This is a genomic window from Haloferax sulfurifontis, from assembly GCF_014635105.1.
Classification (GTDB): Archaea; Halobacteriota; Halobacteria; order Halobacteriales; family Haloferacaceae; genus Haloferax; species Haloferax denitrificans.
On the sequence record NZ_BMCI01000002.1, the window covers coordinates 279,838 to 301,564 of the forward strand.

24 protein-coding genes and 1 pseudogene are annotated in these 21,727 nt (G+C 68.7%); 15 read left to right on the forward strand and 10 right to left on the reverse strand.

Translation table 11 applies throughout. The features are described 5' to 3' along the window. The first annotated feature begins 31 nt into the window (after window positions 1-31). Window positions 32-499 carry an arsenate-mycothiol transferase ArsC gene (locus IEV64_RS05885; protein WP_188423415.1) on the forward strand — a complete coding sequence of 156 codons (468 nt, stop codon included), beginning with the start codon at window positions 32-34 and terminating at the stop codon, window positions 497-499. A gap of 44 nt (window positions 500-543) precedes the next feature. On the opposite strand, the gene IEV64_RS05890 is transcribed toward IEV64_RS05885, so the two are convergent. Next, on the reverse strand, window positions 544-2,790 hold the full coding sequence (locus tag IEV64_RS05890; RefSeq protein ID WP_188423416.1) for an amino acid permease: 2,247 nt from the start codon (window positions 2,788-2,790) through the stop codon (window positions 544-546). Window positions 2,791-3,183: 393 nt separating this feature from the next. On the opposite strand from IEV64_RS05890, the gene IEV64_RS05895 reads away from it, so the two are divergent. The 3 genes from IEV64_RS05895 to IEV64_RS05905 all read left to right on the forward strand — a co-directional run bounded on the left by IEV64_RS05895 (window position 3,184) and on the right by IEV64_RS05905 (window position 5,425). Next, entirely contained in the window at window positions 3,184-3,963 is a 780-nt protein-coding gene (locus IEV64_RS05895) for an Lrp/AsnC family transcriptional regulator (RefSeq protein WP_007275546.1), read from the forward strand. A gap of 150 nt (window positions 3,964-4,113) precedes the next feature. Further along, a complete protein-coding gene (locus IEV64_RS05900; RefSeq protein WP_007275545.1) occupies window positions 4,114-4,893 on the forward strand; it encodes a 23S rRNA (uridine(2552)-2'-O)-methyltransferase in 780 nt (259 codons plus the stop codon). Window positions 4,894-5,047: 154 nt separating this feature from the next. Further along, window positions 5,048-5,425: a DUF7475 family protein gene (locus IEV64_RS05905; protein ID WP_188423417.1), complete on the forward strand. Its 378-nt coding sequence runs from the start codon at window positions 5,048-5,050 to the stop codon at window positions 5,423-5,425. A gap of 119 nt (window positions 5,426-5,544) precedes the next feature. Here the strand turns inward: IEV64_RS05905 and IEV64_RS05910 are convergent, their stop codons facing one another. The 4 genes from IEV64_RS05910 to IEV64_RS05925 form a co-directional block, all read right to left on the reverse strand. Then, a complete protein-coding gene (locus tag IEV64_RS05910) occupies window positions 5,545-5,721 on the reverse strand; it encodes a hypothetical protein (protein WP_004968931.1) in 177 nt (58 codons plus the stop codon). A gap of 55 nt (window positions 5,722-5,776) precedes the next feature. Then, window positions 5,777-6,496, reverse strand: a complete 720-nt coding sequence (locus IEV64_RS05915; protein WP_188423418.1) for a queuosine precursor transporter — start codon at window positions 6,494-6,496, stop codon at window positions 5,777-5,779. Then, window positions 6,489-6,665: a ribbon-helix-helix domain-containing protein gene (locus IEV64_RS05920; RefSeq protein WP_007275542.1), complete on the reverse strand. Its 177-nt coding sequence runs from the start codon at window positions 6,663-6,665 to the stop codon at window positions 6,489-6,491. Before IEV64_RS05920 ends, IEV64_RS05915 begins: the two co-directional genes overlap by 8 nt. A gap of 110 nt (window positions 6,666-6,775) precedes the next feature. Next, a complete protein-coding gene (locus IEV64_RS05925) occupies window positions 6,776-8,932 on the reverse strand; it encodes a twin-arginine translocase subunit TatC (protein ID WP_188423419.1) in 2,157 nt (718 codons plus the stop codon). Window positions 8,933-9,062: 130 nt separating this feature from the next. Between IEV64_RS05925 and tatC the strand changes: the two genes are divergently transcribed. Further along, the gene (gene tatC, locus IEV64_RS05930; protein WP_188423420.1) at window positions 9,063-10,358 is read left to right on the forward strand and encodes a twin-arginine translocase subunit TatC; all 1,296 of its coding nucleotides are present in this window, start codon (window positions 9,063-9,065) and stop codon (window positions 10,356-10,358) included. Window positions 10,359-10,468: 110 nt separating this feature from the next. After that, window positions 10,469-10,791, forward strand: a pseudogene (locus IEV64_RS20040) (hypothetical protein). Window positions 10,792-10,821: 30 nt separating this feature from the next. On the opposite strand, the gene IEV64_RS05935 reads toward IEV64_RS20040, so the two are convergent. Next, a complete protein-coding gene (locus tag IEV64_RS05935; RefSeq protein ID WP_188423421.1) occupies window positions 10,822-11,304 on the reverse strand; it encodes an SRPBCC domain-containing protein in 483 nt (160 codons plus the stop codon). A gap of 74 nt (window positions 11,305-11,378) precedes the next feature. On the opposite strand from IEV64_RS05935, the gene IEV64_RS05940 reads away from it, so the two are divergent. Beyond that, window positions 11,379-12,017 carry a histidine phosphatase family protein gene (locus tag IEV64_RS05940; protein ID WP_007275538.1) on the forward strand — a complete coding sequence of 213 codons (639 nt, stop codon included), beginning with the start codon at window positions 11,379-11,381 and terminating at the stop codon, window positions 12,015-12,017. A gap of 65 nt (window positions 12,018-12,082) precedes the next feature. Here IEV64_RS05940 and larE read toward each other — a convergent pair whose 3' ends face one another. Next, window positions 12,083-12,979 carry an ATP-dependent sacrificial sulfur transferase LarE gene (gene larE, locus IEV64_RS05945; RefSeq protein ID WP_007275537.1) on the reverse strand — a complete coding sequence of 299 codons (897 nt, stop codon included), beginning with the start codon at window positions 12,977-12,979 and terminating at the stop codon, window positions 12,083-12,085. Between the two features lie 178 nt (window positions 12,980-13,157). Between larE and IEV64_RS05950 the strand changes: the two genes are divergently transcribed. From IEV64_RS05950 to rpiA, 4 genes are all read left to right on the forward strand, one after another. Next, complete coding sequence (locus IEV64_RS05950) at window positions 13,158-15,152, forward strand: MutS-related protein (protein WP_188423422.1); 1,995 nt, start codon at window positions 13,158-13,160, stop codon at window positions 15,150-15,152. A 54-nt stretch (window positions 15,153-15,206) separates the two neighbouring features. Beyond that, window positions 15,207-15,476: a hypothetical protein gene (locus tag IEV64_RS05955; protein WP_188423423.1), complete on the forward strand. Its 270-nt coding sequence runs from the start codon at window positions 15,207-15,209 to the stop codon at window positions 15,474-15,476. A 149-nt stretch (window positions 15,477-15,625) separates the two neighbouring features. Next, window positions 15,626-16,750 carry an ORC1-type DNA replication protein gene (locus IEV64_RS05960; protein ID WP_007275534.1) on the forward strand — a complete coding sequence of 375 codons (1,125 nt, stop codon included), beginning with the start codon at window positions 15,626-15,628 and terminating at the stop codon, window positions 16,748-16,750. A gap of 60 nt (window positions 16,751-16,810) precedes the next feature. Beyond that, a complete protein-coding gene (gene rpiA / locus IEV64_RS05965; RefSeq protein WP_188423424.1) occupies window positions 16,811-17,503 on the forward strand; it encodes a ribose-5-phosphate isomerase RpiA in 693 nt (230 codons plus the stop codon). Window positions 17,504-17,647: 144 nt separating this feature from the next. Here rpiA and IEV64_RS05970 read toward each other — a convergent pair whose 3' ends face one another. Beyond that, window positions 17,648-17,815 carry a DUF1931 family protein gene (locus IEV64_RS05970; protein WP_004045310.1) on the reverse strand — a complete coding sequence of 56 codons (168 nt, stop codon included), beginning with the start codon at window positions 17,813-17,815 and terminating at the stop codon, window positions 17,648-17,650. Between the two features lie 184 nt (window positions 17,816-17,999). On the opposite strand from IEV64_RS05970, the gene larB reads away from it, so the two are divergent. The 4 genes from larB to IEV64_RS05985 all read left to right on the forward strand — a co-directional run bounded on the left by larB (window position 18,000) and on the right by IEV64_RS05985 (window position 20,827). Further along, window positions 18,000-18,761, forward strand: coding sequence for a nickel pincer cofactor biosynthesis protein LarB (gene larB / locus IEV64_RS05975; RefSeq protein ID WP_188423425.1), 762 nt, complete (start codon window positions 18,000-18,002; stop codon window positions 18,759-18,761). Between the two features lie 146 nt (window positions 18,762-18,907). Next, window positions 18,908-19,057 (forward strand): DUF7563 family protein, encoded by a 150-nt coding sequence (locus tag IEV64_RS20100; protein ID WP_187367346.1) that lies wholly within the window; start codon window positions 18,908-18,910, stop codon window positions 19,055-19,057. A gap of 94 nt (window positions 19,058-19,151) precedes the next feature. After that, the gene (locus IEV64_RS05980; protein WP_007275531.1) at window positions 19,152-19,391 is read left to right on the forward strand and encodes a GIY-YIG nuclease family protein; all 240 of its coding nucleotides are present in this window, start codon (window positions 19,152-19,154) and stop codon (window positions 19,389-19,391) included. Window positions 19,392-19,453: 62 nt separating this feature from the next. After that, complete coding sequence (locus IEV64_RS05985; RefSeq protein WP_188423426.1) at window positions 19,454-20,827, forward strand: phosphoglucomutase/phosphomannomutase family protein; 1,374 nt, start codon at window positions 19,454-19,456, stop codon at window positions 20,825-20,827. A gap of 11 nt (window positions 20,828-20,838) precedes the next feature. Here the strand turns inward: IEV64_RS05985 and IEV64_RS05990 are convergent, their stop codons facing one another. Together IEV64_RS05990 and IEV64_RS05995 are read right to left on the reverse strand one after the other, a co-directional pair. Beyond that, window positions 20,839-21,219, reverse strand: a complete 381-nt coding sequence (locus IEV64_RS05990; RefSeq protein WP_007275529.1) for a DUF7344 domain-containing protein — start codon at window positions 21,217-21,219, stop codon at window positions 20,839-20,841. Between the two features lie 82 nt (window positions 21,220-21,301). Continuing rightward, the gene (locus IEV64_RS05995; protein WP_188423427.1) at window positions 21,302-21,727 is read right to left on the reverse strand and encodes a GNAT family N-acetyltransferase; all 426 of its coding nucleotides are present in this window, start codon (window positions 21,725-21,727) and stop codon (window positions 21,302-21,304) included.

Sequence of the window (21,727 nt, forward strand, 5' to 3'; positions counted from 1 at the left end):
AGCCAGCCGCCCGCCGACGAGGTGCCGAGCGATGACCGACGCCGCCGATGTCGATGTAGACGCCGACGCCGACGCGACCGCGACCCGCGTCGCCTTCGTCTGCGTCCAGAACGCCGGCCGGAGCCAGATGGCGACGGCCTTCGCCCGCCGGGAGCGCGACGAGCGCGGCGTCGGCGACCGCATCGAGGTCGTCACCGGCGGCACCGACCCCGCCGACCACGTCCACGACGAGGTCGTCGCGGTCATGGGCGAGGAGGGGTTCGACCTCGCCGACGAGACGCCCCGCGCAATCGACCAAGACGAGATTATGGACGTCGACATCGTCGTCACGATGGGCTGTTCGGCCGAGGGAATCTGTCCCATGACGTGGCGCGGCGACGCCCGCGACTGGGACCTCGACGACCCGGACGGACAGGACCTCGATGCGGTTCGGGCGATTCGCGACGACATCGAGGGGCGCGTCTCGGCGCTGTTCGACGAACTCGTCGGCGACGACTGAGTCGGGGGCCGGCCGGTCTCGACGCCTGACGCCCGACCCAGCCGTCAGCCGAACAGCCGCTCTCGGAGCGACCGCCGCCGCGGGCGCTCGGCCAGCAACACGGTCGTCTCGAGGTCGTTGAGCACGGACAGCGCCAGCGACCCGCCGACGAGTCGGGACAGCAGGCCGGACTCCGTCGCGCCGACGAGGACGAGCGACTTGTCCGCCGCCTCGCCGATGACGGTCTCCACGTCGCCCGTCTCGACCAGTTGCTCCACTCCTTCTAGGTCGTGTTCCGCGACCCACTGTTCGAGGAACTCCCGACCCGCGGCGACCTCGTCGGCGACGTGTAGCACCGAGATGCGCGCGTCGGTCGTCGCTTGCAACGCCCGTGCGACCTCCGCGGAGAGGTCCGACGAGTGCCCGCCCGCCGTCGGGAGGAGCACCTCGCTCGGGTCGAACTCCCCTCCGTCGAGGACGAGCACGTCACACGGGAGGTCGTGGGTGAGTTCGTCGAGCGCGCCCTCGACCCGCCCGCCGGCGAGTTTCGCGCCGCTGTGGCCCATGACCAGCCTGTCGACCCCGTGTTGACGCGCCACGTCGAACACCTCTGCGAGTCCCTCGTGGGAGAGAATCGTCCGCGTGTCGACCGGCACGTCCAACTGTTCGACGTCGGCTCGCGCGTCGGCCATGAGCTGTTCGGACGTCTTCGAGATGCGGTCGCGCTGGTCGGCGGCGGCCGCCAGCGAGGTCTGGTCCGGGACCTGAATGACGTGGGTGGCGAGGACCCGCCCGCCGTCGAACTTGGCGAGCGCGGCCGCGAGCGTCACGAGCGCCCGCTCGGTTCGGGGGTTCGAAACCGCGACCATCGTCGTCGTCGCGGGCGCGTCGTCGATGCGACCCGACCCGTTCGGCGCGACCGTCGCCGCGGCGTCGACGACCGAGTTCGGTAGCTCGTCGCCCCGAGAGAGGATGTGCCGACCGAGCAGGCCCTGCCTGTCGGCGTTGTTCCGTGCGTACACGAAGTACCAGACCACGGCACCGACGACGAACAGCCCCGAAAGCAGGAGCTCCTCCCCGCCGACGAACGCCAGCAGTCCGAGCGAGAGCGCCATGCCGACTATCGGCGTAAACGGGTACAGCGGCACGGTGAACGCCGGGTCGTACTCGGGGTCCGTCTCCCGGAAGACGATGAGCGCCGCGTTCATGAGCGCGTAGACGACGAGGTGGAGCACGCTCGCGGCTTTCGCCAGCACCTCGATGTCGCGGCCGAGCGCCGCGATGAAGAGGACGATGACGGCACCCGTGACGAGAATCGAACGGTAGGGCGTCGCGTAGTTCGGGTGAATCTCGTTGAGCCAGTTGGTGACGATTCGGTCCCGTCCCATCGCGAAGTTGATTCGAGCCGACGCCAGAATCGACGCGTTCGCGCTGGAGGCGGTCGCGAGAAGCGCGCCCAGCGTCACGATAGTGACGGCGAGGCCGGCCAGTCCGCCGGGGAACGCGGCCTGCGTCGCCTGCGTCAGCGGCGCGCTCTGGCTCAGGTCCGGCCACGGCACCACGCCGAGCATGATGCTCACGAGAATCGCGTAGAGGACGGTGACGATGGCGACGCTCCCGATGACCGCAAGCGGGAGGTTCCGACCGGGGTTCTTCAGCTCCTCGGCGACGGTCGCAATCTTCGCGTATCCGAGGAACGAGACGAACACGAGCGCCGTGCCCGGCAGGATGGCACCGTAGCCGAACGGCGCGAGACCGCCGTCGCCGACGAGCGTCGCGAAGTCGAACGACAGCCAGCCCTGAACCGCGAACAGGGCCAGAATCGCCAACAGGACCGTGACGATGACCGTCTGCACGCCGCCGGTCTCCTTGGCACCGATGTAGTTGACGCCCACGAAGACGGCACCGGCGACGAGCGCGCCGACCTGCACCTCGTTGAGAAAGAGGAACGCCGGCATCGGCAGGAGCGTCGCGAGGTACTGGCCGAAGCCGATGCTGTAGAACGCGGAGGCGAACGCCAGCCCCATCCAGTCGCCGAGGCCGGCGATAGAGCCGAAAAGCGGCCCGAGCGCGCGGTTGACGTAGTAGTAGCCCCCGCCGGCTTTCGGCATCGCGGTGCCGAGTTCGGAGACCGAAAGCGCGTTCACCAGCGCGATGAGACCTCCGACGACGAACGAGGCGACGACGACCGGGCCGGCGGTGCTGGCCGCGACGCCGGGCAGGACGAAGATGCCCGCGCCGATCATCGTCCCGATGCCGATGGTCAGCGCCGACAGGAGGCCGAGGTCTTTCGCGAGCTCCTCGTCGCTCATCCGTTGGCCTCCGTGCTGGCACCCTCGGTCCGTCGCTTCGGGACCCGCTGTTCGGGTCGGAGCGCCGCGTTGTCGGCCGTCTCGGTGACGTTCGTCTCGTTCATAGACGCTACCCGGTTGTGTAACGATATAAGCCCTGCCCTTCTACTACGGATTCGAAAATAGAAACGAGTATAATTTCTAAGAACGAAATTGTGGGCGGGTGGGGGAGAGGTCGCACGCGTCCGGACTGGCTCGTCTTCGCGGTCCCTCACGGACTGGTACGGGGCTGACCTCCCCTCGCGGCCCCTCGTTCGAGCGGTTCCGTCTCGCAAGACGAGCGTCGTCCAGACAAGCCTTATAAGAAAACGCGGGGTAGCTAACTTCGCAAACCGAAACTCGACACAGCCACCGATGCCATATCGAAACACCGACCACCGCCTCGACGAGATCGACCGACGCATCCTCTACGCCCTGATGAACGATGCGCGTAACACGTCCGCCAGCACGCTCGCCGCGGAGGCCGGTGTCTCCGGAGCCACCATCCGGAACCGCATCCACAAGCTCGAAGACTCCGGAATCATCCGCGGCACCACCGCGCAGGTCGATTTCGAGCGCGCCGGCGGGAAGCTCACGAACCTCTATCTCTGCGACGTTCCCGTGACCGAAAGAGAGGCGCTCGCGCACGAGGCGCGGGCGATTCCGGGCGTCATCAACGTCCGGACGCTGATGACCGGCCGCCGCAACCTCCACGTCCTCGCGGTCGGCGAGAGCACCGGCGACCTCCGACGCGTCGCGCGACTGCTCACCGACATCGGCATCCACATCGAAGACGAAGACCTCCTCGAAGAGGAACTGTTCGCCCCCTACGGACCGTTCGACCCCGAGGACGGCGGCCACGCGCCCGAAGCCAACGACTTCATCAGCCTCACCGGCGACGCGAGCGTCGTCGAGGTCTCCGTGCAGTCCGACGCGCCGATTGCCGACCTCACGCTCGAAGACGCCTCCGAGCGGGGGATTCTCGACGAGGAGACGCTCGTCATCGCCATCGAGCGGGGCGACCGGGAACTCACGCCGCACGGGGACACGGTCATCAAGCCGGACGACATCGTGACGATTCTCTCCCGCGCCGGCGGCGACGCGGACGCGCTGTCGGCGTTCCGCGGCCCGCAGACGGAGTCGTCTGCGGGCTGACTTCGACGGTGTCGCGCCTCAGTCGGCGCCGACGCGCCTCCGGGTGGTATCCGATGTGCCTTTCCGGGCTGACCACGTCACACCCGATATGAACGCGAATTCGCCGGCCGTTCCCGCGCGGAACATCTCGGGCAGTTCAGCGAGGTAACCATGGCACGAAAAGACCACTACTACAACAAGGCCAAACAGGAGGGCTACCGCGCCCGCTCGGCCTACAAACTGAAGCAACTCGACGGGGACGCGGGCCTGTTCGGTCCCGGTAACACCGTCGTCGACCTCGGTGCCGCCCCCGGCGGGTGGTTACAGGTCGCCTCCGAGAAGGTCGGCGACCACGGCAAGGTCGTCGGCGTCGACCTCCAGCGAATCCGCGGTATCGACCGCGACAACGTCCAGACGATTCGCGGCGACATGACCGAAGACGAGACGAAAGAGGAACTGACGGCCGTCATCGGCGAGCGCGGGGCCGACGCCGTCGTCTCCGACATGGCGCCGAACATGACCGGCGAGTACTCGCTGGACCACGCCCGCTCCGTCTACCTCGCCCGGCAGGCGTTCGAGGTCGCACAGGAGCTGTTGGCGACCGGCGGCGACTTCGCCGTGAAGGTGTTCGACGGCCCGGACGTGGCGGACCTCCGCGCCGACATGGAACGGGAGTTCCAGTACGTCCGGTCGATGCGCCCCGACGCCTCCCGCGACAGCTCCTCCGAGCAGTACCTCGTCGGCAAGCACTTCCTCACCGCCCCGGTCCGGAAGGGCGACGAACTCGACGTGGAAATCGTCGACGTCGGAAGCGAGGGCGACGGCATCGCCAAAGTCGAGGACTTCACGCTGTTCGTCTCCGGCACGGAGGCGGGCGACACGCCGACGGTCCGTGTCACCGACGTGAAACCGCGGTTCGCCTTCGCCGAACCAATAGACGACGAAGACTGAGCGCGTCGGTTCCGCACGCCGGTCCCCCGCGTCGAGTCCGGCGCGTCTCGCGCCCGCGGGCCGCCGCGTCGCCGACCTCGCCTCCTCCGCAATTTGTGTCTAACTTCGGGCAAGCATTATCCCCGCTTGACACGACTCTGCTCGTGAGTCACCCATGTCAGCAGATACGACGACCACCGACCCGCGACCGCTGTTCACCGGCCTCCCGTCAGGCATCGTTCCGTACGTCGCCATCCTCGGGGCGTTGGCGTCCGTGTACGCCCACCTCTCGCTCGCGCCGGTGTTGATGCAGTTCAACCAGACGCAGGCGATTCTGTTCGTCCTCGCCGGCGTCGGGTTCCTCGCGGGCATCGCCGTCTACCTGAGCAAGTTCTGGCGGCGCGAGTTCTACCTCGTCGCCATCGCGTTCGCGCTCGCCCAAATCGCGGCGTGGGTCGTCATGAGCGGGCGAATCAGCGAGATGGCGATTCTCTCGAAGGGCGGCGAGGCCGTCTTCGCCGTCGCGGCGGCGTACCTCTATCTGAACGAGTGAACGAGTCGCCGGACGCCGACGGGACCGCCTGAGCGCGCGCTGTTCTTCCGCTTGTGCTTCTGCGTCTGCTTCCGCTTCCACTCCGCGACTCGGCGTCTCGTCGGTCTCGCCCGTCGTTTTCAGTCGTACACCACGAGGTCGAGCCGAAGTCCCGTTCGACACCCCTTCCACCCGCCGCGGCAGGCCCCGGTGGCGAGGATGTCCCCGAACGACGTGTAGGTCCCGCAGTTCGGACAGCGAACCCCCATCTCCATCCCGTCTCGCTCGGTGAGCCTGTGGCGGTGCTCGTCGGCCATACGTCGTGTGGTATGCTACCAAAAGAGATAAGGCGTCCGTCGCCCCGGGGGCGTCTCAGTCCGCGACCCAGCCGTCGGTCGAGGACTCGTCGTCGCCGCGGAGGAGCGCGACGGTCCCGTAGACGAACGGCGTGTCCACGATTGCGATGAGCAGTTTCAGGAGGTACTGGCCGACGGCGAGGCCGATGAGGACGTTCCACGGGAGCACGTCTCCGATGCCGAGGACCGTCGGCGCGACGTAGAACCCGACGCCGACGAAGATGACCGTGTCGATGGCCTGACTCGTCGCCGTCGAGACGATGTTGCGGAGCCAGAGGAACGAGCCGTCGGTCAGGTCGCGGATGCCGTGGAAGACGATGACGTCCCAGTTCTGACTCACGAGGTACGCGAGCAGGCTCCCGGCGACGATGTTCGTCCCCGACGAGAGCACCGTGGCGAACTGCGCGGCGAACTCGGGGTTCGCGGCGGGCGCGGCGATGGTGCTCCAGACGAGGCCGAGGAGGACGAAGTTCATGGCGAAGCCGACGTTCACCATGACCTGCGCCGCCCGGCGGCCGTACAGTTCGGAGTAGCAGTCGGACGCGAAGAAGGTGAGCGCGTACGCCAGCGCCGCCCCCGGCATGAGGATGGCCGCGCCGACGAACGGGAGTTCGCCCACCGCCGACGGCAGGGGAATCGAGAGCAGTTTCGACGCCGTCAACTGCGCCGTCGTCAGCGCGGTGACGAACAGCCCGACGAGGGCGACCTGTCCGACGGCCGAGCGCCCCTCACTCATCTTCGACGAGGCGGTTGTGTCGGTCGTCGATTTCGTCGAGGATGTCGAGCGTCTTCCGGATGGACGCCCGAACCGCATCGCTCCGGTTCACGAACTTCCCGTCGTCGCCGACGTGCTCGTCTAGGTCAGCGAGCAGTTCGTCGGGTATCTCGACGCTTATCTTGGCCATACTCCGCGATTCTCGTGAGAATACTTAACGCCTTTTCAACGGCCGTAACGGCGGTGTTCGGCGCGTCTTCGGGTTGGCGAATTGACGAGTCGGTCGCGGTCGGCCCGCGCTCACTCCGCCGCGCCGCGGGCGGGCGAGAGGTCGCGCCGGCCGCCGACGGTCAGCACGAACAGGACGCCGAGGCCGACGCCGTAGGCGGCCATCAGCGGGAGCGTCACCATGAACATCGTCGTGATGCTCGCGGGGGTGAACACCGCCGAGATGGCGAGTATGAACACCGTGACCTCGCGCCAGCGCTTCCGCATCATCCGGTAGCTGACGCCGGCGGTGTTGAGAAGCACCATCAGGATGGGCACGTCGGCGAGGAGGCCGATGCCCGCGGTGGTGAAGAAGATGAGCCAGAAGAAGTTGGTGATGCGGTAGGAGATTATCATGTTCGCCGCGAGCGCGTCCTCGACGAGGAACGTGATGACCGTCGGCGCGACGTAGCTGTAGCCGAGCGCGAAGCCGCCGAGGAGACCGCCGGCGAGCGCGCCGGTCCACAGGAAGACGGTCCGGCGGCGCCGGCGGATGATGTTGCGCTCGCGGAGCGCGGGCCACGCGAAGTACGCGAGGAGCGGAAGCGTCGCCAGCACGGCCAGAATCGTCGAGAACTTCACCTCGAAGATGAGCGCCTCCATCGGGTGGAGTGCGACGACGTTGAGCACTTCTTCCGGCGTCACGACGGCGGGGAGCCGCCCGAGGAAGTCCTCGTAGACGTCCCGGATTCCGCCCGTGTAGAGCCAGCCGAACGTCACCGCGAGGACGAGCATGAACCAGCCGACGACCCAGAACGCCCGCGAGGTGAGCGAGTCGACGATGAACGCGATGTCGGTGTAGTAGCCGCCGATGTCGTCCTCGTCGGTCTCGCCTTCGGTCAGTTCGGCGAAGAACGCGCCGCCCGCGCGAGTCGTCCGGTCTTCGAGTTCGCCCGGCTCGTCTTCGGCGTCGGCCGCCTCGGCCTCGCGGTCCGCTTCGGCCTCGTCGAACCGGTCGATGAGCGCCTGCGCTTTGGCCTTGTCGCCGTCGTCGATGGCGGCGGACGCGAGGCTCATAATCTCGTCTTCGTCGCGGTCGGCGAAGACCTCCGGCGGCGCGGCGCGGACGCCGGCGACGTCGAGCGCCGAGAGGTCGAGCTTCGAGGGATCGCCGACGCCGACTTCGGTGCGTTCGATCCGCTCGATGTCGCGGTAGACGAGATAGGCGAGCCCGAACGCGAGGCCGACGACGACGCCGCCGGCGACGAACGCGCCCAACGCGAGTTGCGAGCCGGGGTCGAGGAACACGTAGTCGCTTCCGACCGCGGCGAGGCCGTCGTTGACGAGTTCCACGCCGCCGTACTCGTAGAAGGCGTAGACGAGGAGGCCGCCGACGACGCCGACGCCCGCGAGGAGGTTCCAGTGGTGGGCCGCCGTCGCCTTGACGTCCATCTTCTCGCTCCCCCGCTTGGCCGTGACGACCACGCGGGCGAGATAGAGGCTGAACGCGTACAGCGAGATGACGGGCACCGCCCACATGATCTGGGTGAACGGGTCCGGCGGGGTGAACAGCGCGCCGAAGGCGAAGATGCCGACGACGGCGTGCCGCCACTTGTCGCGGAACAGTTCGTAGGGGACGATTTCGGCGTACGAGAGGCCGGTCATCGCGAGCGGGAGCTGGCTCGCGAGGCCGAACGAGAGCGTGAGCAGGAAGATGAACTGCGCCCACTTCACGATGGAGTAACTCGGCGTGAAGCCGGCCGACAGCGCGTTCTGCGCGAGGAACGCGAAGGTGAACGGGAAGAAGACGAAGTAGCCGTAGGCGACGCCCGCGGCGAACAGCACGACCATCGTCAGCCCGATGAGCGCGAGTTTCCACGGCGCGACGGGCGATTTGGGCCACGCGCCCCGGGCTTTCAGCGCGTCCCGCGAGACGTAGATGAACGGCGGGACCGCGAAGAGAACCCCCACGACGAGGCCGATTTTCGCCTGCAAGAGAATCACGTCGAACGGCGTCTGGGCGATGATGCTGACGTTCCCGGAGACGCTGGCGTCCATCTGCGCCTTGGTCACGCCCCGGAAGAACCCCCAGACGTAGAGTCGGAGCGCGTAGAACGTGCCGAGGAACCCGACGAGGAAGACGATAAAGACCTTCTGGAGGTCCTTTTGCGCCGCTCGGAGCATCGCACCGGCGGTCTCGCGGCCTGCCGCGATGGTCTGTTGGGTGTCCTCGTCGAGGGCGCTGGACATACGTACGTGGCGAAAGCAGTCTGGCGGTTATCAATCTTTTTCACCGCGGGCGTGATTTCGACCCCCTCGACGCGCCTCCTCGGCGCGATGCGAAAAGACCTATAACTGGCCGGAAGCGTAGGACACCTGAATGGCGGACGAGGAGCGCGACACAGGGCTCTCTGCGGCCGACGACGAGACGGACGCCTCGGGCGACGCCGACCAGCGCTCGTCCGACGAGTCTGGCGACGATGGGCCTTCGTCGTCCGACGGTCCGGTTTACGGTCGAGTCACCCCGCGAGACGAGGCCGTCACCGACGGGTTTGACGACGGCGAGACGGACGACGCTCCCGACGAGACGGACGACGACGGCGCTTCCGGCGATACTGACGACCCGGACGACGGCGACGATAGCGCTTCCGGCGACGCCGACGAGCCTCGTCTCCTCGCCGACGACGAACACACCTCGCACGTCCCCGAGGGGACGTACGACGATTCGCGCGAGGAGCCGGCCGACGCCGGAGCAGGACCGAACGCGGCGGCCGACGGCGCGACCCCCGCTCTTTCGGGCGAGGACGAGGTGAACGGCGTGGCCCCGTCGACCGCGCCCGTCGAGGACGACTTCGACGACGAAGACGTGGGCGGCCTCGTCGGCGAGGCCCCCGAAAGCGACCAGGAGATGCCGCTGACCGCGCACATCGAGGAGATGATTCGCCGGTTGGCGGTCGTCCTCGGCGTCGCGGGCGCGATTACGCTCGTGCTCTTCCCCGGCGCGGACATCCTCAACGCGCTCGTGGACACGCAGGCCGCCTTCGGCGTCCACATCCCGAGCGCGACCGACGTCATCAACTTCCTCTGGAACTCCCACATCCCCGGCGCGGAGACCATCGTCGACCGCCGGCCGCGACTCTACGGCCCGCTCGAACTCATCCTCACCAAACTGAAGGTCGCCGGCCTCGCCGGGACCGTCATCGGCCTCCCCGTGTTCGTCTACGAGACGTACCTGTTCATGCGCCCCGGGCTCTATCCGAAAGAGCGCAGATACTACCTCGCGGCCGTCCCGACGAGCCTCATCCTCGCGCTCGTCGGCGTCCTCTTCGCGCACTTCGTGGTGCTCCCGGCCATCTTCGCGTACTTCACCTCCTACACCGAGGGGACCGCGGTCGTCGCGTTCGGTCTCAAAGAGACGTTCAACCTCATCCTCATTCTGATGGGCTACATGGCGGTCGTCTTCCAGATTCCGCTGTTCGTGGAACTGGCCATCATGATGAACCTCGTCACCCGGCGGTGGCTCGAAGACCGCCGCCTGCTGTTCTGGGGCGCGTTCCTCGGCCTCGCGTTCCTCGTCAGCCCCGATCCGACCGGGATGGCCCCCATCATCATCGGCGCGACGATGATCGTCCTGTTCGAGGGGACGCTCGCGGCCTTGCGCTGGACCGGGAACTGACCGGCTTCTCGTTTCTCTCGTCTCTCTCCCGGCCGGTTCGTTCCTCCTCGTTTCCGCCGACCGCCGACCGTTCAGAAGACCTATCTTAGAATGGTTAGAATACCTATATGATGGCCGACCTCGTCGCCCTGTCGGTGGTCGCCTCCCGCTCTGGTTCGTCGTGAGCGTCTGGGCCGGCATCGACGCGACCAGGCACAGTTCGCACAACGCCTTCCTCTGGGGTTTCTCGGTGTTCGTCGGCGGGGTTCTCGGCTTGGCGCTGTACCTCAACCTCGGGCGCGACGAACCCGGGGTTGGTCGCCGCGCGGCCGGTCAGTCGGCGTCGCCGAACGGCGTCCCTTCCGCCCGCACCGAGACCGTCACCTGTCCGAACTGCCACTCGTTGGAGGAGTCAGGGAGAGACATCTGCCGTTTCTGCGGCGAGTCGCTGTAACGCGCCGAATCTCCCCGAGACCGCGGGGAATCACGCCGCGTCCGTCGACTCCGTCGCCTCCCGTTTCTCGGCCGCGACCACTCCCTCGACGCGCGTCTTCAGCCCCTCGTTCATGGCGACGAACCCCGCCCGCGTCTCGTCGCCGACGAACCGCAACAGGAGTCCGGCGAAGACGCCCGAGAACGTCTCGGACTGCTCGAATCGGGTGCGCTCGCCGCCGTCGAGCGGTTCGAGGCGGAACCGGTGTTCGCCGTCGAACAGCCCCGGGAAGACGAGGTGGCCGAGCCAGCGCAGTTCGCGGTGCTTCTCGCAGTGGGTCACGTCGGGTTCGAACTCCGACTCGCGGCCGCCCGGCGGCCGCAGGTGGACGGTGAGCGTCGCGCCCTCGTTCGGCCGCCCGGCGATTCGCATGAACGGGTTCCACTCGGGGTAGCGGTCGAAGTCGACGAGCGTCTCCCACACCCGTTCGGGCGGGGCGTCTATCTCGATGCTCGTTTCGAATTCGTGTGCCATACCCAACAGTTGGCGCGCCGAGACCGTGAATCTCGCGCGGAACGTTCATTGCCGGTGGGGAGAGAGACGGACGTATGGCAACCCTCCTTCTCGCCAGACACGGCGAGACGACGTGGAACCGCGCCGGGCGCATACAGGGGTGGGCCCCCGTGTCGCTCACCGAGCGCGGCCGCGCGCAGGCCGACGCCCTCGCGCACCACGTCGCGGACACCTACGAGGTCGACCGCCTCGTCTCCTCTGACATCGAACGCGCCCAAGAGACCGCCCGCCCCGTCGCCCGCGAACTCGGCGTCGAACCCGTCCTCGACTCCGCGTGGCGCGAGCGCGACGTGGGGTCGCTTCAGGGGCTCGAATTCGACGAGCTCACGGACCGGTACCCGCAGTACTCCCTCGCGGCGGTCGGCGCGCCCGCCGCCCGCGAGCGCCCCCCGAGCGGCGAGAGCCTCGTCGAGGTCCGCCGCCGCGTCCTCAACGCCCGCGAGGGGCTCGCCGACTCGCTCGCCACCGACGAGACGGTGCTCGTCGTCAGCCACGGCGCGCCGATTCGGCTGTCGCTCGGCGAGGTGAAGGGACTCGACGTCGTCGAGGCGATGCTGTCGCAACCGCTCGACAACGGCGGCATCTGCGAGCTCGAAGTCGAACTGAGAAACGACGGCGACGAGCCGTCCGTCCACGTCGTCGCCGAGAACGAGACGCGATTCCTGACGACGTAGGCCGTTCTGCGGGCGATTGGGCGATTCTCGGTGCGGTCGCGGCGCTCGCGTTTCCTCGCGTTTCCTTACTCCCGCATCGGGTAGTCCTGCGCGAACACGTCGTCCACGAGGAGGTCGTCGTCGCCCGCGTCGGCGTCCGTATCCGCCTCGGCCGCGGGGCTGACGCTCCCGGTCCGGTAGCCGTGGAGGTCGAGCGTGACGTGGTCGAAGCCGGCGTCCTTCAGGTGGTCGCGGGCGGCGCGGACGAAGTCGGCGTCGAGGGCGCGGTCGAGTTCCTCCGGCGCGACCTCGATGCGGGCGAGGCCGTCGTGGTCGCGGACGCGGAACTGCTCGAAGCCCCACGTCCGGAGAATCGTCTCGGCGCGTTCGACCCGCGAGAGCCGTTCCTCGGTGACTTCGAGCCCGGTCGGAATCCGCGAGGAGAGACAGGCCATCGAGGGCTTGTCGGCGACCGACAGGCCGTAGTCGTCGGCGATGGCGCGGACCTCCTCTTTCGTGATGTCGTGGGCTAAAAGCGGCGACAGCACCTCTAACTCCTCGACGGCGCGGAGGCCGGGGCGGTGGCCCTCGCCGGGGTCCGAGGCGTTCGTCCCGTCGCAGACGGCCTCGATGCCGCGGTCGCGGGCGGCCTCGTACATCCGTCCGAGGCGCATCGTCCGGCAGTGGTAACACCGGTCGTCGTCGTTGGCGACGAAGTCGGGGTTGTCCAACTCGGAGAACTCGACGGTCAGGTGTTCGATGCCGATTTCCTCGGCGACGCGCCTCGCGTCGTCCAACTCGGCGTCCGGCAGGGTCTCGCTTTTCGCGGTGCAGGCGACCGCGTCGTCGCCGAGCGCCTCGTGGGCGAGTGCGGCGACCACGCTGGAGTCCACGCCGCCCGAAAAGGCGATGAGGACGCTCTCGCGCTCCGCGAGCGCCTCGCGTACTTCGTCGGCCTTCGCCGCGACGTCTCGCTCGCTCATGGCCTTCCTTCCCGGCCGACGGGCAAAAGCCCCTCGCCCCCGGCGCGAACGACCGCGAAGGCCGGACGCGCCGGCGAACCGGCCGCGACAGGCGCTCTCTCGGCGGGCGCGACCCGCGCGTCGTCCCGCGGTCACCACCCCGCGACTTTTTGTCCTATGCCGCGATAGGTCCGCCCGAATGGACTTCGAGACCATCCCGGGCGTCGGCGAGAAGACCGCCGCCGCGCTCGCGGAACTCGACGACGCCGAGCGAGCGCTCACCGACGGCGACGTGGCGGCGCTCGCGCGGGCGCCGGGGCTCTCTGAGGGCAGGGCGGCGGCCATCGCCCGCGAGGCGATTCGCCGCGACCACGACGACCCCGGCGGCTTCCTCGCCACCGACCGCGCCTCGGAGATATACCGCGACGCGCTCGGCCTCCTGCAGGCGCGGACGGTCACGACGTACGCCGAGAAGCGACTGGAGACGCTGTTTCCGACCGGGTCGGCCTCGCGCATCGAGGAGGTCCGGGCGTTCGCCGCCGCCGCGACCGACCTCGACCCCGACCCCGACGTGCTCGCGGCGCTGGCTGGCGTCGAACCTCTCGCGGACCCGAAGCCGCGTCGCGTCCGCGAGCGCTGTCTCGCCACCGCCGACGCGGAGCGCTACGCCGCCGCCAAGGAGGCGTTCCCCGAACTCTCCATCGAGGTCGTCGAGAACGGCCGCGACATCGCCGAACTCGCGCGGTCGTACTCGACGGTGGTCGTGCTGGACGAGTCGTTCGCCGGCATCGACGTCGAGGGCGACGTGCGCGTCCTCCCCGACGCCGCCGAGCGGACCGACGAGGTCGTCCCCGAGCGACTGCTCGCCTTCTTCGCCGCGAACCGCGAGGCCTTGGAAGCGGCCGCCGCGGTCCACGAAGCGGCCGAACTCGACCCGCCGTGTGACCTCGCCGCCCTCCGCGACGCCCTCTCTCGGCTGGCCGACGACGGGACCGTCCTCGGCGACGACGAACTCGAACGCCTCTCGAACGCGGTGGACGACCTCGACACCGCCGTCTCGACCGCCGAGTCGGTCGCCAACGACCGCCTCCGCGACGTGATTCGAGAGCGCGACGTGACCATCGAGGGGACCGACTTCCTGTCGCTCGTCGAGCAGGGCGCGCGCGTCGACTCCCTGCTGTCGCGCGAACTCGAAGACGAGTTCGACGAGGCGCTTTCGGCCGCCCGCGACCACCTCGTCGAGTCGCTGTCGCTCCGCCCCGGCGAGGCCGACCTCACGGAGCGCGTCTTCCCCGAGGACCCGTCGTTTCCGCTCGGCCACGACGAGGACGCCGTCGGCCGCCTCCGAACCGAACTGAAGGCCGCCCGCGACCGCCGCGCCGCGAAGTTGAAAGCCGGTCTCGCCGCCGACCTCGGCGACCTGCGCGACCCCGTCGAGACGCTGGTCCGCGACGCGCTCGAACTCGACGTGCGCCTCGCCGTCTCGCGGTTCGCCCGCGACTTCGACTGCGTCTTCCCCGAGTTCACCGGCGCGGCCGGAAACGACGGAGCCGGGTCGTTCGCCATCGAGGCCGGCCGCTCGCCCCTCCTCGACGTGGAGTTCGCGGAGGTCGACCCCGTGGACTACGAGGTGTCGGGCGTCACGCTCCTGTCGGGCGTCAACAGCGGGGGCAAGACCTCGACGCTCGACCTCGTGGGCCTCGTCGTCGTCCTCGCGCACATGGGGCTTCCCGTCCCCGCCGAGTCGGTCCGGCTCTCGCGGTTTTCCGAACTCCACTACTACGCCAAGTCGCAGGGCACCCTCGACGCCGGCGCGTTCGAGAGCACGCTCCGCGACTTCGCCGCGCTCACCGACGGCGCGGCCGACCGACTCGTCCTCGTGGACGAACTGGAGAGCATCACCGAACCCGGCGCGTCCGCCAAAATCATCGCCGGCATCCTCGAAGAACTCGCCGAACAGGGCGCGGCCGCGGTGTTCGTCTCGCACCTCGCCGGCGGCATCCGCGAGGCCGCGGACGTGTCGGTCGCGGTCGACGGCATCGAGGCGGTCGGGCTGGAGGACGGCGAACTCGTCGTCAACCGCTCGCCCGTGAAGGACCACCTCGCGCGGTCGACACCGGAGCTCATCGTGGAGAAACTGGCCGGCGAGAACGAGACGAGCTTCTACGGGCGACTGCTGGAGAAGTTCGACTGACGCGATCGCCCGCGGCGACGCACGATTTATCTTGGCTCGCCGACAACCCCGCCCGTGCCCTCCGATTCGCTCTCCCCCGAGGAACGACAGCAGTACGACCTCGTCTACCACGCCACGAAAAGCGCCATCTGGGACGTGCTTGGGACCGCCGTCTACCTGGTGTTTCTGGTGTTCGGCGGGTTCCTCGTGCTGTTCGTCTTCGTGCTTCCGGCGCTGGGGGCGCTCTCGCGGACCGGCGGGACGCCGGTCGCCCTCGGTATCGGCGCGGTCGGACTGCTTCTACTCGTCGCCATCGGCTACCGACTCGTTCGGCTCCTTCAGTAGGCGACGCCCCGACTTGTGAGTACCCACGGACCGCGGCGACGACGCCGACGCCTCTCGCGGGCGGGTGCGAGCGAGCCGACCCCCGTCTGTCCCCCGTCGGACGCCGGCGCGGTAAACGATTAAGTCCCCCGCGCGTGGTACTTCACTCGATGAGGGAGGACCCCGAAGAGGGGATGCTGTCGTGGGACGAGACGGTGTTCCGCGACGAACACGTCTTCGAAATCGACCACGTTCCGGAGACGTTCAACCACCGCGAGAGCCAACTGCGGAGCCTGAAGTACGCGCTCCGGCCCGCGGTCCGCGGCTCTCGCCCCCTGAACACGATGGTGCGTGGTCCGCCGGGGACGGGCAAGACCACCGCGGTCCAGAAGCTGTTCGGCGAGTTGGGCACGCAGTCGGGCGTCCGGACCGTCCGGGTGAACTGCCAGGTCGACTCGACGCGCTACGCGGTGTTCTCGCGGGTCTTCGAGCACATCTTCGAGTACGAACCCCCGTCGTCGGGTATCTCGTTCAAGAAGCTGTTCGGCCAGATAACCGACCGCCTCGTCGAGGACGACGAGGTGCTCGTCGTCGCGCTCGACGACGTGAACTACCTGTTCTACGAGAACGAGGCCTCCGACACGCTCTACTCGCTGTTGCGCGCCCACGAGGCGCACTCCGGCGCGCGCATCGGCGTCATCATCATCTCGTCAGACCTCTCGCTCGATGTCATCGACGAACTCGACGGGCGCGTCCAGAGCGTCTTCCGGCCCGAGGAGGTGTTCTTCCCCCGCTACGACGTGGACGAAATCGTCGACATCCTCCGCGGCCGGTCGAAGCGCGGCTTCCACGAGGACGTTATCGGCGCGCCCGAACTCGACCAAGTCGCGGAGTTCACCGCCGACAGCGGCGACCTCCGGGTCGGCATCGACCTGCTCCGCCGCGCCGGTCTGCACGCCGAGATGCGCGCCTCCCGCACCGTCGACATGGAGGACGTTGAGGCGGCCTACGACAAGTCGAAGTACGTCCACCTCTCGCGGTGTCTGCAGGGGCTTTCGGACCCCGAACGCGAGCTCGTCCGGGTCGTCGCCGAGTACGACGGCGAGCGCGCCGGCGAGGTTTACGAGGCGTTCAACGAGGAGACCGGTCTCGGTTACACGCGCTACTCCGAACTCGTGAACAAACTGGACCAACTGGGCGTCATCGAGGCCCGGTACACCGAAATCGAGGGACGGGGTCGGACCCGCGCCATCTCGCTCGCCTACGACGCGGACGCGGTCTTGGACCGCCTCTGAGGGCGGCTCGCTCGCCCCGTTTCAGGACCATTTTTACTCGCCGGCCGAGTCGGCAGAGCCATGAAGACTACCGGCGGAACCGACGCGCAGAAGCGCCGAGCCGCGGCGGCGGCGGTCGAAGCGGTCGAAGACGGGACCGTCGTCGGCCTCGGTACCGGCAGTACCACCGCCTTCGCCATCCGCGCCATCGGCGACCGCGTCGCCGACGGTCTCGACGTTCGGGGCGTCCCGACCTCCTTCGCGGCCCGCGAACTCGCCCGCGAGTGCGACATCCCCGTCGCCGACCTCGACGAAGTCGACGCCATCGACCTCGCTATCGACGGGGCCGACCAGGTGGCGACGACCGACGGCGCGCTCGTCAAGGGCGGCGGTGCGGCCCACGCCCGCGAGAAAGTGGTCGACGCCTTCGCCGACCGGTTCCTCGTCGTCGCGGACCCCTCGAAGACCGCCGAAACGCTCTCGCACGCCGTCCCCATCGAGGTGCTCCCGTCGGCGCGGACGACCGTCTCGGCGGGCGTCTCGGACCTCGGCGGCGAGGCGACGCTCCGCCGCGCCGAGCGGAAGGACGGCCCCGTCGTCACCGACAACGGGAACCTCGTTCTCGACTGCGAGTTCGGCGCGATTTCCGACCCCGAGTCGCTTGCGACCGACCTCGCGTCGCTCCCCGGCGCGGTCGAACACGGCCTGTTCGTCGGCCTCGCGGACGCGGTCTACGTCGGCACCGACGACGGCGTCGACGTCACCGAATACTGACTCGATTGGTCCGGCGCTCGAACGGACCTGCGGCAGACCGGGTGGTCCGGCGCTCGAACGGGCACCGACGACCGACTCGATTTGCGGGACACGGCCGGCGCTCACCGGCCGACGATAAAAGAACGAGAGGTCTAAAGACCGAGTTTACAGGTCGCGGGGCTGGACCGTCTTACGGTCGTTCTGCTCAGCGCGGCGAGCAGCGTCTTCGAGAAGCTCCTTGACTTCCTCGTCGAGAGCGTCGTAGAAGTCCGAGGCCACGTTCTTGTCCTTGAGCGCTTCCTTGACGGCTGCCTTGACAATGAGGTCTGCCATACAGAATGTCCTACCGATTCTCCTTTAATAAACTTTCCTATATTGGACGTTAATACCGCCGGATTTGGGGGTTATGGCGCTTCTATGAGGACGGATTTATCGGGAACAATCTCCACTTATATATGCTTTATCCTCGCGAGGGCGGAACGACGGGTATGAGTACGCCTCGGGCCAACGTGCGGCCATGCGCGACATCTTGGAGGCGGTCGCGGACGGTTCGCTCTCGCCCGCCGAGGCCGAGGTACGACTCTCCGGGTACGCGACGACCGACGCCGGGCGGTTCGACGCCGCCAGAGAGACGCGGCGCGGCGTCCCCGAAGCGATTCTGGCAGAGGGAAAAACGCCCGACGAGACGGCGACGCTGGCCGTCGCGGCGGTCGAGACCAGCGGTCGGGCGCTCGTCACCCGGGCAGACACCGCCCACGCCGAGGCCGTCGCCGACGCCCTCCCGGACGCCGACATCGACCGCGACGCCCGGGCGAAGACGGTCGCCGCGGCCGCGCCGGACTTCGAGCGCCCCGACCTCGACGCGACCGTCGCCATCGCCACCGGCGGCACCTCCGACGCCGAGGCCGCGGGCGAGGCGGCCGCGGTCCTCCGCGAGATGGGCGTGGACGTCGAACGCATCGAGGACGTGGGGGTCGCCCACCTCGGTCGCGTGCTCGACAACCTCGACACGCTCCGCGAGGCCGACGTGGTCGTCGTCGCCGCCGGCCGCGAGGGCGCGCTTCCGACCGTCGTCGCCGGCCTCGTCGACACGCCGGTCATCGGCCTGCCCGTCTCGACGGGCTACGGCCACGGCGGCGACGGCGAGGCCGCCGTCCTCGGGATGCTCCAGTCGTGTACCGTGCTCTCCGCGGTGAACGTCGACGCCGGCTACATCGCCGGCGCGCAGGCCGGACTCATCGCCCGCGCGGTCGCCGACGCCCGCGACGACGACGCCTGAGCGGGCGTTGTAGACACGCCTGAGCGGCGGCAGTTGTCCCTCCGTGGTCGTGCGCGATTTCGCGTGCGTACGCACACGCGCGAAGCCCTCTTATGGGTGGGGTACCGTGTAGCATACACCGGCTCGGTGGCTGCCGGACCGCAACAATGCCAGTCTGTGACCACTGCGGGTCACACGTCTCCGAGCGCTTCGCACGCGTGTTCGCCGACAAGGACGGTCAGGTTCTCGCCTGTCCCAACTGCTCGGCGAACGCGGGTATCGCGGAGGTCGCTCGACAGCGTGCCCGCACTGCATGACCACTGAAGCGACAAAAGACCACCACGCGAAGCCAACTCCTCGTGCGCGAGGTCGGGCGCAGGGTTCATATCCGCGCCCCTGAACCATTCTCTCGTGCACTTCGTCTACGTCATCGAGTGTAGCGACGGCTCGCTGTACACCGGATACACCACCGACGTGGAGCGACGCGTCGCCGAACACGACGCCGGCGAGGGCGCGAAGTACACCCGCGGTCGGACCCCGGTCGAACTCGTCCACGTCGAGGCGTTCGAGTCGAAGTCGGCGGCGATGTCCCGGGAGTACGAGATCAAACAGCTCCGCCGCCGGGAGAAACTGCGGCTCGTGGAGTCGTGAGCGCGTCACCTCCCCGTCGGCTCGTAACGTAGTTTTTTGCCCCGCCGCGGAGTGGTGCGCGTATGGACGAAATCTCATTCGGGACCGACGGGTGGCGCGCCACGCTGGACACCTTCACCGACGACCGCGTCCGCGTCGTCGGACAGGCCGTCGCCGACTACCTCGCCGACGAGGGCTTCACCGCGCCGGTGCTCGTCGGCTACGACGCCCGCGAGACCTCCCCCGGCTTCGCGGAGTCGCTCGCGGAGGTCGTCGCCGGAAACGGCTTCGACGTGCTCCTGCCGGAGCGGGACTGTCCGACCCCGCTCGTCGCCTACGCCATCGCCGAGCGCGGCCTCTCGGGGGCGCTCATGGTCACGGCCTCGCACAACCCGCCGGAGTACAACGGCGTCAAGTTCATCCCCTCCGACGGCGCGCCGGCGCTCCCCGACGTGACCGACGCGGTCGCCGAGCGACTCGCCGAACCGGACCTCCTGCCCGAGTCCGAGCGCGGCACCATCGAGCGCGTCGACGTGGTCTCGCCGCACGCCGACCACGCGATGGACCTCGTCGGCGACGACCTCTCGGACCTCACGGTCGTCTACGACGCCATGCACGGAAGCGGCCGCGGCGTCACCGACGCGCTCCTCGAAGCCGCCGGCGCGGAGGTCGTCCGCCTCCGGTGCGAGCGCGACGCCGACTTCGGCGGCATCTCGCCGGAGCCCTCCGCGGAGAACCTCGGCGGCCTCGCCGAGGCGATGGCCGAACACGACGCCGACCTCGGGGTCGCAAACGACGGCGACGCCGACCGCATCGCCATCGCCACGCCCGACCGCGGCGTCCTCGACGAGAACCTCTTTTTCGCCGCCGTCTACGACTACCTGCTCGAATCCGACGCCGGACCGGCCATCCGGACCGTCTCGACGACGTTCCTCATCGACCGCATCGCCGAGGCCCACGACGAGGAGGTGTTCGAGACCGCGGTCGGCTTCAAGTGGGTCGCCGACGGCATGCGCGAACACGACGCGCTCATGGGCGGCGAGGAGTCCGGCGGCTTCTCGGTCCGCGGGCACGTCCGCGAGAAGGACGGCGTGCTGATGGGCCTGCTCGCGGCCGCCGCGACCGCCGAGGAGGACTTCGACGCGCGCCTCGACCGCATCGAGGCCGAACACGGCGAAATCGTCGCCGACAAGATAAGTGTCGCCTGCCCCGACTCCGAGAAGGCGCGCGTCATCGACGAGTTGGAGGACGTGCTCCCCGAGACGGTCGCCGGCCGCGACATCGCCAAGGTCGTCACGCTCGACGGCTTCAAACTCCTCTTAGAAGACGGCTCGTGGCTCCTCGTCCGCCCCTCGGGGACGGAGCCGAAGATGCGCGTCTACGCCGAAGCCGGGAGCGAAGACGCGGTCTCGTCGCTCCTCGAAGCCGGCCGCGAACTCGTCGAACCCCTCGTCTGAGCGGACCGCTCTCAGAGCTCTCGTCTCTCTTCTTCGTCGCCGACCGGTCTGACGACCCCGCGGTACGCCGGCGTGAAAAGCGGGAGCGTCTCCGCGTGCTCGGTCAGGGAGACGCCGTCTCCCGCCGATTCGACGAGGTCTGCGGCCTGTAGCTTCGGCAGGTGGACGTGGACGATGCCGACCTCGGCCTGCTCGACGACCTGTAGGTCCACCTCGTCGGGAGGGAGGTCGGTCGTCCGGACCGCGAGGGCGACCGCGAGGTCCCAGACCGACGCCGGCTCCGACCGGTCGTGGAGGTACTCCAGCACGTAGCGGCGCGACGGGTCCGCGAGCGCGTCGAAAACGCGGTCCCAGTCGGTCAGGATACGGTCGCTCCGGTCTCGCTTTGCCATGGGCTTGACTCCCTAGCTCTTGACGACCGGCGGCTAAATCTATGTCGATTGTTAACTCGCCCCACTCAGAGCGGCGCGGCCGTCACTCGTCGCGCAGGACGCCGCGAAACCGCCCGTCGTCGTCGCCTCGCTCCTCGATGTCGAATCCGAGCGCCTCGTAGAACGGGCGGACGCCTCCGTCGAAGTCGGCCACGAGGCGGCCCCGACGGTCGAGCGCCGCCCGAACGAGTCGGGTTCCGACGCCCCGGCCGCGGCGACTCGGCGAGGCGGCCACGGCGTCGATGTAGTCGCCGTCGAGCGCCAGCGCGCCAACGACCCGACCTGACGCTTCGGCGACGAGGCAGTCGCCGGCGGCCAGTCGGTCGCGGACCCCGGCCGCGTCGGCTTCGAGCAGTCCGGCGTCGAACACGCGCATCACGGCCACCAGTTCGTCGGGGTCGCCCTCGCGGACGCGGATATCGTCGTCGTCGGCTCCTGCGGTGTCGTCGGCTCCTGCGGCGTCGTCCAT